Source organism: Streptomyces rubiginosohelvolus (genome assembly GCF_014649875.1).
In the GTDB taxonomy this organism is placed as follows: domain Bacteria; phylum Actinomycetota; class Actinomycetes; order Streptomycetales; family Streptomycetaceae; genus Streptomyces; species Streptomyces rubiginosohelvolus.
Window position 1 is genome coordinate 242,337 of record NZ_BMTW01000007.1, and the last position, 17,339, is coordinate 259,675.

A 17,339-nucleotide genomic window follows, 5' to 3' on the forward strand; every position below is an offset into this window, starting at 1 on the left:
GTGCAGGTCACTCTACGGGCTGCGGGCGGGCCGCGGGGAACGGGACTCCCCGCCGGTGGAGGATCTGTCCCGATCGTCCCCCTACCCAGCCGTAGCGGCTCTCTGGCAAGCTGCGGCCATGACTGCCCGCGCCGCTGACCGGACCCGTTACAACCGGGCCACCGCCCATCTCGACGCCCCGATCGCGATCGTGGATCTGGAGGCGTTCGACGCCAACGCCGACGATCTGGTGCGGCGGGCGGCGGGGAAGCCGGTCCGGGTGGCGAGCAAGTCGGTGCGGTGCCGGGCCCTGCTGGAGCGGGTGATCGCGCGGCCCGGGTTCGCCGGGATCATGTCGTACACGCTGGCGGAGTCGCTGTGGCTGGCGCGGGCCGGGTTCGACGACGTACTGCTGGCCTATCCGTCGGCCGACCGGGGCGCCTTCGCCGAGCTGGCCGCCGATCCGAAGCTGGCCGCGGCCGTGACCGTGATGGTGGACGACCACTCCCAGCTGGAGCTGATCGACGCCTCCCGGGCCGGTGGGCGCGAGGAGATCCGGGTCTGCCTGGAGCTGGACACCTCGCTGCGGATGCTGGGCGGCCGGGTGCGGATCGGGGCGCTGCGTTCGCCGCTGCGCTCCCCCGCCCAGCTCGCCGAACTGGCCCGCTCGGTGGCGCGCAGGCCGGGCTTCCGGCTGGTGGGTCTGATGGCGTACGAGGGCCATGTGGCCGGGGTGGGGGACGCGGTCGCCGGGCGGCCGCTGCGGTCCCGGGCGATCCGGCTGATGCAGGCCGCCGCCCGCAAGGAGCTGGCGGTGCGCCGGGCCGAGGTGGTGCGGGCGGTCCGGGCGGTCGCGCCGGAGCTGGAGTTCGTCAACGGCGGCGGCACGGGCAGCGTGCAGCACACGGCGGCGGAGAGCGCGGTCACGGAGATCGCCGCCGGTTCGGGGCTGTACGTGCCCCGGCTGTTCGACAACTACACGTCGTTCACCGCCCGGCCCGCGGCCCTGTTCGCGCAGCCCGTGGTGCGCCGGCCGGGCGTGGGCGTGGTGACGGTCCTCGGGGGCGGCTATCCGGCGTCCGGTGCGGCCGGCGCGGACCGTTCGCCGGTGCCGTATCTGCCGGAAGGGCTGCGCTACGACCCGCAGGAGGGCGCGGGCGAGGTGCAGACGCCGCTGCTGGGCTCCCCCGCCGACGATCTGCTGATCGGGGACAAGGTCTGGTTCCGGCACGCCAAGGCCGGGGAGCTGTGCGAGCGCTTCGACACGCTGCACCTGATCGAGGGCGACCGGGTCACGGCGAGCGTTCCGACGTACCGGGGTGAGGGGCAGACCTTCCTCTGACCGGGGGCACGCGCGGGTTCGGCGGGCTCAGGGGCTGATCGACGCGCCCACGCCGCCGTTCGTCGCGCTGTCGCCGAGCGGGCGGATGCCCCGGGTGATCGTGTCCATCAGCGAGAGCGGCAGCTCGGCGACGTCCGCGTCGAAGGCGAGCCGGACGAGCACGGGGGTGCCGCTGCCCACGGACGAGGGGAAGGCGACGGACTGCACGTATCCGCCGGGCCCCTTGCCGGTGGTGACCTGCCAGCGCACGAGATAGCCGGCGCGTCCGGCGACGGACAGCTGCCCGGCCTTGAGCACCTTGTGCGCGGTGATGCCGCCGTGGTTGCGGCGACCGAGGCGGTCCTCCTCGTAGGCCAGGTCGGCGGCGGTGACGATATCGGTCTCGGCCAGGGACTTGGGGTCGGTCTCGGCGCTTCGGGCGGTGTGGGTGGTGACCGTGCCGTGGTAGCAGAACGACGTGCCGCCGGGGCAGTCGTAGGACTGGACGGTGCGGATGGTGGGGACGTCGGACGAGCTGGTCTTCGGCTTCTCCCAGCCCTGGGGCACCGGCACCGTGACCCCGTTGAGCTGGTCGACGAGGACGGCCGGGTTCTCGTCCGGGTCGGGCTCGTCGGAGGCCGTGGCGGGGGCCGTGGGGGTGGTGACGGGGGCCGACGTCGAGGTGGTCGTCGCCGGGGCCGCCGGCGTCCCGCCCCCGTCGCGGCCGAGCAGGATCGCGCCGGTGACGGCCGCGCCCAGGACCAGCACCCCGGAGAGCGTGACCGCCAGGATCTTCGTCCGGTTGCCGCCCCCGGCTCCGTCGTGCGGGCCGCGCTGGTGCGGGAGCGGAAGCGACGGCGGACCGAACCCGGCCGGACCGAACTCCCCCGCGCCGGGCTGCGCCGGAGCGCCCTCCGCCGGGCCGAACCCGGCCGGTCCGAACTCCCCCGGGCCGAACCCCGCCGCGCCGGACTGCGCCGGTGCGGGCGGCTGGTGCGGTGCGGACCCCTCGGCGGCGAGTGGGCGGGTGTGCGCGGTCAGGCCGTGCCGTCCCACCAGCGCTCCAGGCCGGGTGCGCCCGTGTCCGGATACCAGCCGGGCGGCGTCGCGTAGCTCATGCCCACACTCTAAAGTCCGCCTCCGACACGGTCACGGGAGTCCCGGGTTCAGCTGTCGCGACCGGTCAGGGACAGCAGATCGCGGGCCGGGCCGGTGGGGCGGTGGCCCCCGGGCCAGACGGCGCGCAGCTGGCGGCGCAGCCGTACGCCCGCGACCGGGACCTTGACCAGGCGGCGGGAGGACAGCTCCTCGCCCAGGGCCAGTTCGCTCAGGACGCAGGGGCCCGCGCCGCTCTCGGCCGCGCCCTTGACCGCCGTGGTGGAGGAGAGTTCCAGCAGCGGCTGGGCGAGGCCGCCGTGCACGGCGAGCGCCGCGTCCAGGACCTGGCGGGTGCCGGAGCCGTGTTCGCGCAGGATCAGCGGGGTGGCGGCGAGTTCGCCGGGCAGCAGCGGGGTGCGGCGGCGGGCCCAGGGGTGGGTGGGGGCGACCGTGACGACGAGGCGGTCGTGGGCGATGACGGTGCCGTCGAGGCCCTCCGGTATCGACAGGCCCTCGACGAAGCCGAGGTCGGCCTCGCCGGTGACCAGGCGGCGGGCGACGGCGGCCGAATTGCCGACGAGGAGCGAGACCGCGGTGTCGGGGCGCTCCCCGCGCAGGGCGATCAGCCAGCCCGGCAGCAGGTATTCGGCGATCGTCATGCTGGCGGCGACCCGCAGCCGGGAGTCGCGGCGGTCGCGCAGGGCCTGCGTGCCCGCGTCGAAGGCCTCGGCAGCCTCGACGACCCGGCGCGCCCAGTCGGTGACCAGCGCGCCCGCGTCGGTGAGCCGGGAGCCGCGCGGGGACCGGTCCAGCAGGGTGACGCCGAGCTGCCGCTCCATGGACCGGACGCGGCTGGAGGCCGCGGGCTGGGTGATGCCGACGTCCCGGGCGGCCCGGCCCAGGCTGCCGTGCCGGGCGACGGCGAGCAGCAGTTCCAGCGCCCCGAGGTCGGGAACCCGGTGGGCGAGGGGGGTGGGGGGTGTCTGGGGTTCATCGCCGGTCATAAAGTCAGCTTATGACCTCATAGGAATGTGGTCTCTGGTGGGTGGGGAGACACCCGCGAAGAATCGTGGCATGGCCATCTTTCCGCAGACCCGGGCACCTCTTCAGCCGTTCTCCGACGCCGCGCTCCCCCGGACGGCGGTTCCGGCGCGGCTGCCGTCCCTGCGGCACATCGGCCCGAACTGGTACGCGAGCGTGATGGGCACCGCGATCGTCGCGTCCGCCGGCGCGGCGCTCCCGGTGGACGTTCCCGGACTGCGCACGGCCTGCGCGCTGGTGTGGGCGCTGTCGGCCGTGCTGCTCCTGGCCGTCATCGCCGCGCGGGCCGGGCACTGGATCCACCACCGCGACCAGGCCCGCGCCCACCTCCTGGACCCGGCGGTCGCCCCGTTCTACGGCTGTCTGTCGATGGCGCTGATGGCCGTCGGCGGGGCCACCCTGACGGTGGGCGTGGACGTGGTGGGCGCGCGGGCGGCGCTCGCGGTGGACGTGGTGCTGTTCGCGGCGGGCACGGTGATCGGTCTGGTGGCCGCCGTCGTGGTGCCGTATCTGATGGTCGTACGCCACCGTCCCGCGCCCGGGACCGCGTCGCCGGTCTGGCTGCTGCCGCTGGTCGCCCCGATGGTGTCGGCCTCGCAGGGCGCGCTGCTGGTGCCGCACCTGGGGCCCGGGCAGGGGCGCGAGGCGCTGCTGCTGGCCTGCTACGCGATGTTCGGCCTGTCGCTGCTGGCCACGCTGGTGGTGCTGCCGCTGGTCTTCTCCCGGCTGGTCCACCACGGTCCGCTGCCGCTCGCGCTCACCCCGACGCTGTTTCTGGTGCTGGGGCCGCTCGGCCAGTCGACGACCGCCGTCAACCAGCTGGCCGATGTCGCCCCGGGTGCGGTGGCGGCCCCTTACGCCTCGGCGTTCGGTGCGTTCGCGGTGCTGTACGGGGTGCCGGTGATGGGCTTCGCACTGCTGTGGCTGGCCCTGGCGGCCGCGATGGTGGTGCGGGCCGCGCGGAACGGGATGGGGTTCGCGATGACGTGGTGGGCGTTCACCTTCCCCGTCGGTACGTGTGTGACGGGGGCGGCCGGTCTGGCCCGGCACACCGGCCTGGACGCGCTGACCTGGCTCGCGGTGGCGCTGTACGTGTTCCTGGTCGTGGCGTGGGCGGCGGCCGGGACGCGGACGGTGGGCGGCGTGGTCAGCGGAGCGCTGACGGCAGCACCCGTGCCGCCTCGGCCAGCGACGGCCCGTACCAGGTGAGCAGCCGCCCGTCGACGAGTGCGGCGGGCAGGGCGGGGAAGGCCTCGGGCCCGTCGTCGGCGGTGAAGCGGTAGGGCTCGTCGGGCAGCACGACCAGCTCGGCCCCGGAGGCGTTCAGCTCGTCGACGGGGATGCGGGGGTAGCGCTCGGGGTGGTCGGCGTACACGTTGCGGACGCCGAGGCGGGCGAGGAGGTCCCCGGCGAAGGTGTCGTGGCCGAGCACCATCCAGGGCCTGCGCCAGATCGGTACGACGGCGGGGCGCGGGTTTCCGGAGGGCGCGGGCAGGGCGGCCCAGGCGGCCTCCGCCTCGTCCAGCCAGCGGGGCCGGGCGATCCCGCAGCCGTCGACGAGGACGCGGTGGAGTTCGGCGAGGGCCTGGTCCAGGGTGCGGACCTCGGTGACCAGGACGTCGAGCCCGGCGGCGCGGAGCGCGTCGAGGTCGGGGGCCCGGTTCTCCTCCTCGTTGGCGATCAAGAGGTCGGGGGCGAGGGCGGCGATCGCGGCCACGTCCGGGTTCTTCGTGCCGCCGATCCGGGCGGCGGCGAGGTCCGCGGGGTGGGTGCACCAGTCGGTGACGCCGACGAGCAGCCCGGGGGCACTCACGGCGACGGCCTCGGTGAGCGAGGGGACCAGCGAGACGACGCGCACGGGCACTCCAGCCGCCAGGACGCTCAGCGGCGGGAGTCGAAGGTGGCGTCGATGTGCTCGGCCACCGAGACGACGAGGAGCTTGGTGTCGGGCACGGTGGCGCGCCAGCGGTGGCGGACCCCGCCGGAGAGGAACAGGGTGTCGCCGCCCTCCAGCCGGTGCACCTGGCCCTCCGCCTCGACGTCGACGGCGCCCGCGACGACGTACATCAGCTCGTCGTTGCGGTGCTGGAACTCGCGTCCCAGGTCCGGTTCGCCCGAGAACTCCAGGGCGCTGAGCTGATGGCGGCCGCGCACCAGGCGGCGTACGCCCTCGCCCTCCTCGCCCCGGACGACGTCCACGGCGCGGGCGGAGTCGGCGGCGGCGTGGAGCTTCTTGGTGGTGGTCTCCAGCGCTTCGGCGACCCGGTCGAGGGAGCGGGCGCTGGGGCGGGCCCGTTCGTTCTCGATCTGGCTGAGGAAGGGCACGGAGAGCCCGCTGCGCTCGGCGACCGCGGCCAGCGTGAGGCCGAGGGTCCGGCGTCGACGCCGGACCGCGGCGCCCACGCGCGGTGTGTCCTTGTCGTCCATGTCCGAGCTCCCTCCCGCACCCGCCCATCCTCGCGGTTGCCAGCACCTTACGCACATGGTTGCGCACGACGTCCGGAAAACGACCTGCGGGGAGCCGGAAAGGGGTGGCCCCGTCCGAAGGCGGGGCCACCCCTTTCCTACCTGTGTCTTTGTGCCCGTGGGCCCTACTGGGGCGCCATGGTGTCCGCGATGCCCGGGTTGTCGTCCATCCAGGCCTTCACGGCTTCCTCCTCGCGGCCCGCTCCGCGCTTCTGGATCTCGTTCTCCAGGCCGCCGAGCTGCTTCTCGGTGAGCTTGAAGTCCTTGAACCACTTGGTCAGCTGCGGGTACTGCTCCGGGAACTCCTTGGAGGCGATGGTGTGCAGCCGGTCGCCCTCACCGAACACCTTCTGCGGGTCCTTCAGCTTGGTGAGCTTGTACTCGTTGTACGACCAGTGCGGGGTCCACAGCAGGACGGCGATGGGCTCCTTCTTGGCGTACGCGCGCTTCAGCTCGGCCAGCATGCCGGGCGTGGAGGAGTCGACGACCTCGTACTCGCCGTCCAGGCCGTACTTCGGCAGGACGTTCTCCTTGAGGTTCTCCATGACGGCGGTGCCGGGCTCGATGCCGACGATCCGCCCCTTGAAGTCGGAGCCCTTGCCCTTCAGGTCCTCCAGCGACTTGACGTCCTTGACGTAGTCGGGGACCGCGACCTCCACGGAGGTCGGCCCGTACCAGGAGCCGATGTCCGTCAGCTTGTCCTTGTACTTGTCCCAGTAATTCTTCTGGGTGTACGGCAGCCAGCCGTCGAACTGGACGTCGATCTGGCCGCGCGACATCGCCGCGTACATCGGGCCGATCTCGAACTGCTTGAGGTTGATCTTGTAGCCGCGCTCCTCCAGGACCGCCTTCCACAGGTACGTGGCGGCGATGTCCTCCTCCCAGGGGAACCAGGCGACCTCGACCGGGCGCTTGCGCTCGTCGTCACCGCTCACGGCCTGGGCGGCCTTCGGGGCGGGGGCCCACGTGTCGACGACGCCGGAGTTGTCCTTCAGCCAGGTGCGGACGGCTTCCTGCTCCTTGCCGGATCCGGCCTTCTGGATCTCGGCCTCCAGGCTGGTGAGCTGCTTCTCGGTCATCTTGAAGCTCTTCAGCCACTTGGCGACCTCGGGGTTCTCCTGCGAGAAGCCCTTGCGCGCCAGGGTGTGGATGCCGTCGCCCTTGCCCCACAGGCCCTTGGGGTCCTTGAGCTTGGTGAGGTCGAAGTCGTTGTAGGCCCAGTGCGGCGACCAGAGCGGAACGACGATCGGTTCCTTCTTGGCGTACGCGCGCTTCAGCTCGGCCAGCATGGACGGCGTGGAGCCGTCGATGAGCTTGTACTCCTTGTCCAGGCCGTAGCCCGGCAGGAGCTTGTCCTTGAGCAGGCCCATCTCGCCGGCGCTCGGCTCGATGCCGACGATGCGGCCCTTGAACTCGGAGGCCCGGCCCTTCAGGTCCTCCATCGACTTGACGTCCTTCATGTACGCCGGGACGGCCAGCTCCAGCGAGGTGGGGGCGTACCAGGAGCCCATGTCCTCCAGGCGGTCCTGGTACTTCTTCCAGTAGCTGGCGTGGGTGACCGGCAGCCAGGAGTCGGTCTGGAAGTCGATCTGCCCGTTGGCCATGCCGGTGTACAGCGCGCCGGCCTCGTACTGCTTGACGTCGACCTCGAAGCCGCGCTGCTCCAGCATCTCCTTCCAGAGGAACGTGGAGGCGATGCCCTCGTCCCACGGGATGTAGCCGATGCTGATCTTCTTGCCGTCGCCGACCTGCGCGCTCTTGCCCGCGGTGGCGTCCTTGGAGCCGCCGAAGACGCTCATGCCGCCCGCCACGAGAGCGAGGGCGACGATGGCGGCGACCGCGACCACGGGCTGCGGGCGGTAGGTCCAGATCTTCCAGCCCTCGGCCATCGCACGGGCCTTGACGACCGCGCGGCGGCCCAGCGGGGAGACCACGGTGCCGAGCGCGCCGGTCATCCGGTCCAGGTACATGGCGAGGATGACGATGGAGATGCCCGCCTCGAAGCCGAGGCCGACGTCGACGTTGCCGATGGCGCGGTAGACGGAGCCGCCGAGGCCGCCGCCGCCGACCATGCCCGCGATGACGACCATGGACAGGCCGAGCATGATGACCTGGTTGATTCCAGCCATGATCGTGGGCAGCGCGAGGGGCAGCTGGACGCGCAGCAGGGTGTTGCGCGAGGTGGTGCCGAAGGCCTCGGCCGCCTCGACGAGTTCGCCGTCGACCTGCCGGATGCCGAGTTCGGTCATCCGGACGCCCGGGGGCAGCGCGAAGATGATCGTGGCGATGATGCCGGGGACCACGCCGACGCCGAAGAAGATGACGCCGGGGATCAGGTAGACCATGGCGGGCATGGTCTGCATGAAGTCCAGGACCGGGCGGACCACCGCGCTGACCGTCTTGGACCGGGAGGCCCAGATGCCCAGCGGGACGGCGATTACCAGGGTGACGAGGGTCGCGACGAGCACCAGGGTGAGGGTGTCCATCGCCTCGTCCCACAGTTCGACGGAGTCGATGAGGGCGAATCCGACGAAGGTGAGCAGGGCGGCGGGCAGGCCGCGCAGCCACCAGGCGATGACGGCGACGATGCCCGCGAACAGCAGCGGTGCGGGGGCGGACAGGACGGCGGCTATGCCGTCGAACATGCCGCTGACGATCGAGCTGATGGCGTCGAAGAGCCAGACGAGGTGGGTCTGCAGCCAGTCGACCGCGGAGTCGACCCATTCGCCGAGGGGAAGCCTAAACACCGGCCACCTTCTTCACGTCGGCGTTCTTCACGTCGGCCTTGTTCATGTCGGCCTTGTTCATGTCGGCCGTGGGCGCGGTGTCGCGGGGGGCCTCGGCCGGGGTCATCGGCTCACCGAGGACGGCGAGCAGCCGGGAGCTGGGGACGACGCCGACGAGCTTGCCCTTGGCGTCGGTGACGGCGACCGGGTCCTGGCTCTGCGAGCAGGGCGTGAACAGGTCGATGATCGGGGTGTCCTCGGCGACCGTGGCGGGGGCGGCGGCGAGCACGTCCTGCGGGGTGCGCAGCTCCGTGCCGTCCGCGGCCTTGCCGCCCATCACGGTGTGCGGCTCGGCCATGATGGCGCCGGCGGTGAGCACCCGGGAGCGGTCGACGTCCTGGGTGAACGAGGCGACGTAGTCGTTGGCCGGGGTGACGAGGATGTCCTCGGCGCTGCCGAGCTGGACGATCTTCCCGTCGCGCATGACGGCGATCCGGTCGCCGAGCCGCATGGCCTCGTTGAGGTCGTGGGTGATGAAGACGATGGTCTTCTTCAGTCGCTTCTGGAGCTCCAGGAGCTGGTCCTGCATGTCACGGCGGATCAGCGGGTCGAGCGCGCTGAAGGACTCGTCCATGAGCAGCAGGTCGGCGTCGGTCGCCAGGGCGCGGGCGAGGCCCACGCGCTGCTGCATACCGCCGGACAGCTCGTCGGGCCAGGACTTCTCCCAACCTTCGAGGCCGGTCAGACGCAGCGCCTCGGCGGCGCGCACCTCACGCTCCTCGCGCGGGACGCCCTGGACCTCCAGGCCGTACGCGGCGTTCTCCAGGACGCTCCGGTGGGGGAAGAGCGCGAAGTGCTGGAACACCATGCTGATCTTGGTGGAGCGGACGCTCCGCAGCTCGCGGGGGCTGAGGGCGGTCAGGTCCTGGCCGTCGAAGAGCACCCGGCCCGCGGTGGGGTCGAGGAGACCGTTGAGCATCCGCAGCAGGGTGGACTTGCCCGAGCCGGACAACCCCATGACGACGAAGATCTGACCCGGCTCGACGGTGAACGAGGCGTCGATCACCGCTGCGGTCGTTCCTTCGGCGCGCAGCTCGTCGCGGCCGGAGCCGCTCTCGAGCTTCCGCACGGCTTCATCGGGTCGTCTGCCGAACACTTTGTACAAGTGCTCGGCTTGCAGCCTGGACACATACACCTCACGCGTTGAACCGAAAAAACGGTCTGCCACCCCCTCCGGCAGACCGTGGAGCGATGCGGGCTCTGTCCGCGTGGCACATGCACTAGTTGAAAATGCGACGTGGTCCGCTCCGGTGGCGCGCCTGCCCGTACTTACACAACCCAAACGCGACCGTGACCCAGGTCACTGACCTGCGACGGAGCGCGGGTAAGCGGTTACTTTGAGCGACTGTCGGCGTCGTGGGGCATCATCGGGTCTGTGACGCGACGCCTGATGCTCCTCGACACCGCTTCCCTGTACTTCCGCGCCTACTTCGGGGTGCCCGATTCGGTGCGCGCGCCGGACGGGACGCCCGTGAACGCCGTGCGCGGCCTCCTCGACTTCATCGGCCGCCTGGTGCACGACCACCGGCCGGACGAACTGGTCGCCTGCTGGGACAACGACTGGCGGCCGCAGTGGCGGGTCGACCTGATCCCGACGTACAAGGCGCACCGGGTCGCGGAGGAGACGCCCGCCGGACAGACGGACGAGGAGGAGATCCCCGACACGCTGTCGCCGCAGGTCCCGATCATCGAGGACGTGCTGGCGGCGCTCGGGATCGCCCGGGTCGGCGTCACGCCGTACGAGGCGGACGACATCATCGGCACACTCACGGGGCGGGCGAAGGGCCCGGTCGACATCGTCACGGGCGACCGCGATCTGTATCAGCTGGTCGACGACGCCCGCCAGGTGCGCGTGCTCTACCCGCTCAAGGGCGTCGGCACGCTCCAGCTGACCGACGAGGCGTGGCTGCGTGAGAAGTACGGCGTGGACGGCGCGGGGTACGTGGATCTGGCGCTGCTGCGCGGCGACCCGAGCGACGGGCTCCCGGGCGTCCCCGGCATCGGCGAGAAGACGGCGGCGAAGCTGCTGGACGCGTACGGCGATCTCGACGGGATCATGGCGGCGGTGGACGACCCGAAGGCGAAGCTGACCCCGTCGCAGCGCAAGCGGCTGGACGAGTCGCGGGCCTATGTCGCCGTCGCGCCGAAGGTGGTCCGGGTGGCCGGGGACGTCCCGCTGCCCGACTTCGATCCGGCGCTGCCGCGCGAGCCGCGCGATCCGGCCGCCCTGGAGGCGCTGGCGGAGCAGTGGGGGCTGAGCGGGGCGATCCAGCGCCTGCTGACCGTGCTTCAGCACTGAGGGGTCGACCGGGGCGTCGGCCGAGGTGTTAACTTAGGCATACCTAAGTCTTCGAACCAGGGAGTACCTCGTGGCAGAGCGGCCGGCCCGGCAGGGACCCAAGGCCCAGGGGGCGCAGGTCGTGCGCACCGAGCAGATCACCCCGCACATGGTGCGGGTGGTCCTCGGCGGCGAGGGGCTCGCGGACTTCTCCCTCTCCGGCTTCACCGACCACTACATCAAGCTGTGCTTCGCGCCCGAGGGCGCGGACTACGCGCACCCGTTCGACATGGCGACCATCCGGGAGTCCTACCCGCGCGAGCTGTGGCCCACCACCCGTACGTACACGGTGCGTTCGTGGGACCCGGCCGCCCGGGAGATGGCCGTCGACTTCGTCGTGCACGGCGACGAGGGCCTGGCGGGACCGTGGGCCCAGCGGGCGCAGGTGGGCGAGCAGGTGACCTTCCTCGGCCCCGGCGGCGGTTACGGCCCCGACGCCTCGGCGGACTGGCATCTGCTGGTCGGCGACGAGAGCGCGCTGCCGGCGATCGCGGCGGCGCTGGAGCAGATGCCCGTGGGCGCGCTGGTGCACGCCTTCGTCGAGGTGCCGGACGCCTCGGAGGAGCAGAAGATCGTGACGCCCGACGGGGTGGCCGTGACCTGGCTGCACCGCGGGGACCGACCGGTCGGCGAGCTGCTGACCGCCGCCGTGAAGGGGCTGGACTTCCCCGAGGGCGAGGTCCAGGCGTTCGTGCACGGGGAGGCGGGCTTCGTGAAGGAGATCCGCCGCTATCTCCGCGTGGAACGGCAGATCCCGCTGCCGCAGCTGTCGATCTCGGGCTACTGGCGCCTCGGCCAGAACGACGACGCGTGGCGCGCGGTGAAGCGCGAGTGGAACGAGCAGGTGGAACGCGAGCAGGAAAGCGGCACGAGCGCCGCGTAGCGGCAGCTTGCGGGGTTGCCCGGGGGCCTGACCCGCCGGGGCCGCCCGGCCCTGCGGCCGCCTGACCGCGAGCTCACACGGCTGCCCGACGAGCAGACCGCCGGACCCCGTCCGCCGCACATCGCGGCGGACGGGGTCCGTTCGTTCGGGGGCGCGGCCGGCCGACGGGCCGGCCCCGGCTTCAGGCGCCCGGAGCGCCCGCTTCCGCGCCCCCCGCCCTCTCCGCGCTGCCGGAACCATCCGGACCCCCGGACCCCTCCGCCGCGTCGGAGCCTTCCGCACCCCGGGCACCGCCCGCTCCCCCGGCGGCCTCCCCGCCGTCACCGGAGCCCCCCGAGCCCCCCGGCCCCACCGGCCCCACCGGCCCCACCGGCCCCGACAGATGCTCCGGCGACTCGAAGCGCCGGAACGACACATCGATGTGCGCCAGCCTCCGCAGCGCGCCGAACATCGCCTCGCCCAGGACGGTCCCCACCACCACGCTCTCGACCAGGTCCTCGCGCGCCACCCGCCGCTGCACGTAGTCGAGGTCGGCGCGGGCGATCGGCTCTGCCGCGTCCGCGTAGACGTCCAGCAGGTCGATGTACCCGCTGTGCCCGGCCCTGCGCAGCGCGCACAGCACCCCGGCCAGCGATTCCGCGGCGGTGCCCCGCTCGTCCGCCTGCCAGCCGCGCCGCCGCACCAGTTCGGCCACCTCCTCGCGCGCGTCCTCCAGGTCGGGCCCCGCCGCCTCCCCGCCGGTCGGCGTGACGCGGTCCGCCGCGGCCCCGAGCACCTTGTGCACCGGCTGCCCGGGATCGTCCATGGCCCGCAGGACCTCGCCGATGGCGGCGAGCGGGAGGCCGCCGACATCCAGCAGTGCCCGGATCAGCCGCAGCCTGCGCTCGTGCCCGGGGCCGTAATGCGCCTGGTTCGGGCTGGTCAACTCCCCTGCGGCCAGGAGCCCTTCACGTAGGTAGTACTTGATCGTCGGCACCGGAACCCCGGACCTGCGACTCAATTCACCGATGCGCACCGCGTGTTCGCCCTTCCGCCCTTGCCAGAAACCGCCCCCATCATAGATAGTCCCCCTATCGGATAGCGGACAGCACGGCTATCCATACTGATAGCATCACCGCCGCATCACCACAGGGGGTCTCCCATGCCGTCATGGCGTTCCTGGCATCGCCCATTAGTCGTCTTCTCCGCCGCGATGGCCGCTCTCGCCGTCGTCTCCGCCGTCGGCCTCGTGGTCGACGACCGGGTTCTGGTGGGGGCGCCGATCTGGGCGAAGCCGTTCAAGTTCAGCGTGTCCTTCGTCGCGTACTGCCTGACGCTGGCCTGGATGCTGACGCTCCTCACGCGCGGGCGACGGATCGGCCGGTGGGCGGGGCACGTCGTCGTGCTGACGGGTCTGATCGAGATGGTGATCATCACCGTGCAGGTCGTCCGGGGGAAGCGCAGCCACTTCAACACCGCGACCGCCTTCGACTCGGCGCTGTGGAACGCGATGGGGATGACCATCGTCGTGCTGTGGGCGGCCACCCTGGTGATCGCCGTCCTGCTGCTGCGCACCCGTATCACCGACCGGGCGACGGCCCTCGCCGTCCGGGGCGGACTGCTGATCGCCCTGGCCGGCGCGGGACTCGGGTTCCTGATGACGCTGCCGAACGAGAGCGGGCAGGCCACCGGAGATCTCGACGCCGCCGACACGATGGGCGCGCACTCCGTGGGCGTACCGGACGGCGGCCCGTCCATGCCGCTGACCGGCTGGTCGACGACCGGCGGCGATCTGCGGGCCCCGCACTTCGTGGGCATGCACGCGCTCCAGCTGCTACCGCTCCTCCTGATCGCACTGGTGCTCCTCGCGCCCCGCTTCGCCCCACTGCGCGACGCCGGGGTACGGCTGCGTCTCGTCCGGGTCGCCGTCGGCGGTTACGCAGCGCTCGTCGCGCTCATCACCTGGCAGGCGCTCCGCGGCCAGCCCCTGATCCACCCCGACGGGGTCACGCTCGCCGCCGCCGCAGCGATCCTCGCGGCGGTGGCGTACGGCACCTGGAGGGCGCTGCGCACGACCGCCCCCGACCACCCGTCCCGTACCGCCGCCGAACAGGAGCCCGTGGCATGACCGGTGCACTCTTCGAGATCGCGTTCTATCTGGCCGCTCCGTTCTGGCTGCTGATGATCTTCGCCCCGACCTGGTCCGGCACCGCCCGCGTCGCCGCGTCCCCGCTGACCGTGCTGCCGGTGCTCGCCGTCTACACCGTCCTGGCCGTCCCGGTCTTCCCGGAGCTGTGGACGGCGGTGAGCAGCCCGGACATCGACACCTTCCGCGATCTGACGGCGCTGGCCGGCGGAGCGGGGGCCGTCTGGGCGCAGGTGATCGCCTGGGATCTCCTGCTCGGCCAGTGGATGTACCTCCAGAGCCGGAAGCTGGGGCTCTCACCGCTGCTGATGGGCCCGCTGCTGGTGCTGACGATCCTGCTGTCGCCGTTCGGGCTGCTGATCTTCCTCGCCGTCCGCGCCGTCCGTCTGCGGCGGCGCGAAACGCCCGCCGCCTGAGTCGCGCGTCCTCCCGGGGCCGGTCTGGAAAGATCGCGGAGACCAGACCAATCCGCACAGCCTCCGGCTCCGAATCACTTCCGGAACCGATGATCGCTCCGGGAGGAAACCCGCGTGAAGGAAGCCGTACACATCAGTGGGGTGCCCTCGCCCGGTCCCGATCTCCAGGAGCTCCTGGTGCGGGTCGCGCGGGGCGACCAGGACGCGTTCGCCTCGGTGTACGACGCGGTGAGCGGGCCCGTCCTCGGCCTGGTGCGCAGTGTCCTCCGCGACCCGGCGCAGTCGGAGGAGGTGGCGCAGGAGGTGCTGGTGGAGGTGTGGCGCACCGCGCCCCGCTTCCAGGCCTCCCGGGGCAGCGCGATGAACTGGGTGCTGACCCTGGCCCACCACCGGGCCGTCGACCGGGTCCGCTCGGCCGAGGCGGCCGCCGCCCGGGAGCACAAGGCGGCACTGCTGGAGCGGACGCCCGCCTTCGACGAAGTGTCCGAACAGGTCGAGACCCGGCTGGAGAGAGAACAGGTACGGCGCTGTATGCGCACCCTGTCCGAGCTGCAACGGGAGTCGGTGACCCTCGCCTACTACCGGGGCCTGACCTACCGCGAGGTCTCCGAACTCCTCTCCGTGCCGCTCGGCACGATCAAGACACGACTCCGCGACGGCCTCATCCGGCTGCGCGACTGCCTGGGGGTGAGCGCATGAGCACGGCCGAACTACACACGCTGACCGGGGCCTATGCCCTGCATGCGCTGCCGGATTCCGAGCAGCGGGCGTTCGAGAGGCATCTGGAGGACTGCGAGGCCTGCTCCCAGGAGGTGCGGGAGCTGTCGGCCACCGCCGCCCGGCTCGGTCTCGCCGTCGCCGAGCCCTCGCCGCGCGACCTGCGCGAGAGGGTGCTGCGGGAGATCACGACCGTACGCCAGGAGGCTCCGGCGCACGGCAGACGTGAACGGACCGGCGGGCGGGGGCGCACCGGACGGTGGTCCGGCTACGCGCTCGCCGCCTGCGTCGCGGCGGCCGCCGCCTTCGGCGGGGTCGCGGTCTGGCAGAACCAGCTCGCCCAGGACGCGCGGCAGGAGGCGAACCAGGCGCAGCGGCAGAACGAGCAGCTGGCGCAGGTGCTTTCGGCCCCCGACGCGAAGACCTCGTCGGGCGAGCTGACGGGCGGGGCCCGTGGCACCGTCGTCGTCTCGCAGAGCCAGAACCGCGCGGTGTTCCTGGCCTCGGGGATGGCTCCGCCGCCGAGCGGCAAGGTCTACCAGCTCTGGTACAACGACGAGGGCACGATGCGCTCGGCCGGACTGATGGACCCGAAGGCGGGCGACGACGCGGTCCTGCTGGACGGGCCGGTGGACCGGGCGTCCGGGATGGGCATCACGGTCGAGCCCGCCGGTGGCTCCGCCGAACCGACCTCGGATCCGGTGGCGCTGATGGACTTCCCGACCGCCTGACGTCTCACCGATGAGTACCGCAAGGGAGCACCCGTTCCATGAGTAGTGTCGCGGTGGTGCTGTTCACCTCCGACCTGCGTCTGCACGACAATCCGGTGCTGCGTGCCGCCCTGCGGGACGCGGACGAGGTCGTCCCGCTGTTCGTGCGGGACGACGCCGTCCACCGGGCCGGGTTCGACGCGCCCAACCGGCTGGCGTTCCTCGCGGACTGCCTGGCGGACCTGGACGCCGGACTCCGTGACCGCGACGGCAGACTGATCGTCCGCAGGGGCGGGACGGCCCGCGAGGTGAAACGGGTCGTCGAGGAGACCGGGGCGGAATCCGTGCACATCGCCGCCGGGGTCAGCGGGTACGCGGCACAGCGCGAGGAACGCATCCGGGAGGCCCTGGCGGGCACCGGCTGCGATCTGCGCGTCCATGACGCGGTGGTCACCGCGCTCGCCCCGGGCCGGGTGGTCCCGACGGGCGGCAAGGACCACTTCGCGGTGTTCACCCCGTACTTCCGCCGTTGGGAGGCGGAGGGAGTACGGGGCACACTGACCGCTCCCCGCACGGTCCGGGTGCCCGACGGCGTGTCCGGCGACGCGCTCCCGGACCGGGACACCATCAAGAACCTCTCCCCCGGCCTCGCACGGGGCGGCGAGAAGGCGGGCCGCAAGCTGGTGACGTCCTGGCTGCACGGCCCCATGGCCGACTACGAGGACGGCCACGACGACCTGGCCGGCGACGCGACCTCCCGGCTCTCCCCGCATCTGCACTTCGGCACGGTCTCCGCCGCCGAACTGGCCAACCGGGCACGCGAGAAGGGCGGCCCCGGCGGTGAGGCGTTCGTGCGCCAGCTGGCCTGGCGCGACTTCCACCACCAGGTCCTCGCGGCCCGCCACGACGCCTCCTGGTCCGACTACCGGCCGCGGCACGACCGCTGGCGCTCGGACGAGGACGAGATCGACGCCTGGAGGACGGGGCACACCGGCTATCCGCTGGTGGACGCGGCGATGCGGCAACTCGCGCACGAGGGCTGGATGCACAACCGGGGCCGGATGCTGGCCGCGAGCTTCCTCACGAAGACGCTGTACGTGGACTGGCGGGTGGGCGCCCGGCACTTCCTGGACCTGCTGGTCGACGGGGACATGGCGAACAACCAGCTGAACTGGCAGTGGGTGGCGGGCACCGGCACGGACACCCGCCCCAACCGGATCCTCAACCCGGTGATCCAGGGCAAGCGCTTCGACCCGGACGGCGCCTACGTACGGCGGTGGGTGCCGGAGCTGGCGGAGGTGAAGGGGTCCGCGATTCACGAGCCCTGGAAGCTGGCGGGCCCGGACCGGGCGGGCGTCGACTATCCCGACCCGGTGGTGGACCTGGCCGAGGCGCGGTCCCGCTTCGAACGCGCCCGTGGCCTGGGCTGACCCGTACGACCCGGAAGGGGCCTGTTCCG

The 17,339-nt window shown here is 72.3% G+C and carries 14 protein-coding genes and 2 pseudogenes; 9 read left to right on the forward strand and 7 right to left on the reverse strand.

Annotated elements, in window-relative coordinates; translation table 11 throughout:
- The first annotated feature begins 118 nt into the window (after positions 1-118).
- Entirely contained in the window at positions 119-1,321 is a 1,203-nt protein-coding gene (locus IE134_RS18465; RefSeq protein ID WP_098020380.1) for an amino acid deaminase/aldolase, read from the forward strand.
- Positions 1,322-1,348: 27 nt separating this feature from the next.
- Here the strand turns inward: IE134_RS18465 and IE134_RS18470 are convergent.
- Positions 1,349-2,418 (reverse strand): annotated as a pseudogene (locus tag IE134_RS18470) (DUF2510 domain-containing protein).
- 48 nt (positions 2,419-2,466) lie between these two features.
- Complete coding sequence (locus IE134_RS18475; protein WP_030712313.1) at positions 2,467-3,402, reverse strand: LysR family transcriptional regulator; 936 nt, start codon at positions 3,400-3,402, stop codon at positions 2,467-2,469.
- A gap of 70 nt (positions 3,403-3,472) precedes the next feature.
- On the opposite strand from IE134_RS18475, the gene IE134_RS18480 reads away from it, so the two are divergent.
- Complete coding sequence (locus tag IE134_RS18480; RefSeq protein ID WP_098020378.1) at positions 3,473-4,648, forward strand: TDT family transporter; 1,176 nt, start codon at positions 3,473-3,475, stop codon at positions 4,646-4,648.
- On the opposite strand, the gene IE134_RS18485 is transcribed toward IE134_RS18480, so the two are convergent.
- The 4 genes from IE134_RS18485 to IE134_RS18500 form a co-directional block, all read right to left on the reverse strand.
- The gene (locus IE134_RS18485; protein ID WP_030712308.1) at positions 4,587-5,297 is read right to left on the reverse strand and encodes a helical backbone metal receptor; all 711 of its coding nucleotides are present in this window, start codon (positions 5,295-5,297) and stop codon (positions 4,587-4,589) included. The genes IE134_RS18480 and IE134_RS18485 overlap by 62 nt on opposite strands.
- A gap of 23 nt (positions 5,298-5,320) precedes the next feature.
- Positions 5,321-5,866, reverse strand: coding sequence for a helix-turn-helix domain-containing protein (locus IE134_RS18490; RefSeq protein ID WP_030712306.1), 546 nt, complete (start codon positions 5,864-5,866; stop codon positions 5,321-5,323).
- Between the two features lie 164 nt (positions 5,867-6,030).
- Complete coding sequence (locus tag IE134_RS18495; RefSeq protein ID WP_030712304.1) at positions 6,031-8,652, reverse strand: ABC transporter permease/substrate binding protein; 2,622 nt, start codon at positions 8,650-8,652, stop codon at positions 6,031-6,033.
- The gene (locus IE134_RS18500; protein WP_189431107.1) at positions 8,645-9,760 is read right to left on the reverse strand and encodes a quaternary amine ABC transporter ATP-binding protein; all 1,116 of its coding nucleotides are present in this window, start codon (positions 9,758-9,760) and stop codon (positions 8,645-8,647) included. The genes IE134_RS18495 and IE134_RS18500 overlap by 8 nt, the downstream gene beginning before the upstream one ends.
- A 321-nt stretch (positions 9,761-10,081) precedes the next feature.
- On the opposite strand from IE134_RS18500, the gene IE134_RS18505 reads away from it, so the two are divergent.
- Positions 10,082-10,990 (forward strand): 5'-3' exonuclease, encoded by a 909-nt coding sequence (locus tag IE134_RS18505; protein WP_030712292.1) that lies wholly within the window; start codon positions 10,082-10,084, stop codon positions 10,988-10,990.
- 70 nt (positions 10,991-11,060) lie between these two features.
- The gene (locus IE134_RS18510) at positions 11,061-11,912 is read left to right on the forward strand and encodes a siderophore-interacting protein (RefSeq protein ID WP_098020374.1); all 852 of its coding nucleotides are present in this window, start codon (positions 11,061-11,063) and stop codon (positions 11,910-11,912) included.
- A gap of 295 nt (positions 11,913-12,207) precedes the next feature.
- On the opposite strand, the pseudogene IE134_RS18515 reads toward IE134_RS18510, so the two are convergent.
- Positions 12,208-12,927 (reverse strand): annotated as a pseudogene (locus IE134_RS18515) (MerR family transcriptional regulator); the annotation flags it as partial.
- A gap of 126 nt (positions 12,928-13,053) precedes the next feature.
- On the opposite strand from IE134_RS18515, the gene IE134_RS18520 reads away from it, so the two are divergent.
- The 5 genes from IE134_RS18520 (at position 13,054) to IE134_RS18540 (ending at position 17,310) form a co-directional block, all read left to right on the forward strand.
- A complete protein-coding gene (locus IE134_RS18520; RefSeq protein ID WP_098894756.1) occupies positions 13,054-14,019 on the forward strand; it encodes a hypothetical protein in 966 nt (321 codons plus the stop codon).
- Positions 14,016-14,453 carry an ABA4-like family protein gene (locus IE134_RS18525; RefSeq protein WP_030712280.1) on the forward strand — a complete coding sequence of 146 codons (438 nt, stop codon included), beginning with the start codon at positions 14,016-14,018 and terminating at the stop codon, positions 14,451-14,453. The genes IE134_RS18520 and IE134_RS18525 overlap by 4 nt, the downstream gene beginning before the upstream one ends.
- 114 nt (positions 14,454-14,567) lie before the next feature.
- Positions 14,568-15,152: a sigma-70 family RNA polymerase sigma factor gene (locus tag IE134_RS18530; RefSeq protein ID WP_030712278.1), complete on the forward strand. Its 585-nt coding sequence runs from the start codon at positions 14,568-14,570 to the stop codon at positions 15,150-15,152.
- Positions 15,149-15,901, forward strand: coding sequence for an anti-sigma factor (locus tag IE134_RS18535; RefSeq protein ID WP_097887474.1), 753 nt, complete (start codon positions 15,149-15,151; stop codon positions 15,899-15,901). The genes IE134_RS18530 and IE134_RS18535 overlap by 4 nt, the downstream gene beginning before the upstream one ends.
- A 38-nt stretch (positions 15,902-15,939) precedes the next feature.
- On the forward strand, positions 15,940-17,310 hold the full coding sequence (locus IE134_RS18540) for a cryptochrome/photolyase family protein (protein WP_189431109.1): 1,371 nt from the start codon (positions 15,940-15,942) through the stop codon (positions 17,308-17,310).
- Positions 17,311-17,339 lie beyond the last annotated feature (29 nt).

What these genes read in the sequence shown, in the direction of transcription:
- IE134_RS18490 (WP_030712306.1), bottom strand. Translation starts at nt 5,866, where the DNA reads ATGGACGACAAGGACACACCGCGCGTGGGCGCCGCGGTCCGGCGTCGA.
- IE134_RS18520 (WP_098894756.1), top strand. Translation starts at nt 13,054, where the DNA reads ATGCCGTCATGGCGTTCCTGGCATCGCCCATTAGTCGTCTTCTCCGCC.
- IE134_RS18465 (WP_098020380.1), top strand. Translation starts at nt 119, where the DNA reads ATGACTGCCCGCGCCGCTGACCGGACCCGTTACAACCGGGCCACCGCC.
- IE134_RS18475 (WP_030712313.1), bottom strand. Translation starts at nt 3,402, where the DNA reads ATGACCGGCGATGAACCCCAGACACCCCCCACCCCCCTCGCCCACCGG.
- IE134_RS18525 (WP_030712280.1), top strand. Translation starts at nt 14,016, where the DNA reads ATGACCGGTGCACTCTTCGAGATCGCGTTCTATCTGGCCGCTCCGTTC.
- IE134_RS18480 (WP_098020378.1), top strand. Translation starts at nt 3,473, where the DNA reads ATGGCCATCTTTCCGCAGACCCGGGCACCTCTTCAGCCGTTCTCCGAC.
- IE134_RS18540 (WP_189431109.1), top strand. Translation starts at nt 15,940, where the DNA reads ATGAGTAGTGTCGCGGTGGTGCTGTTCACCTCCGACCTGCGTCTGCAC.
- IE134_RS18535 (WP_097887474.1), top strand. Translation starts at nt 15,149, where the DNA reads ATGAGCACGGCCGAACTACACACGCTGACCGGGGCCTATGCCCTGCAT.
- IE134_RS18505 (WP_030712292.1), top strand. Translation starts at nt 10,082, where the DNA reads ATGCTCCTCGACACCGCTTCCCTGTACTTCCGCGCCTACTTCGGGGTG.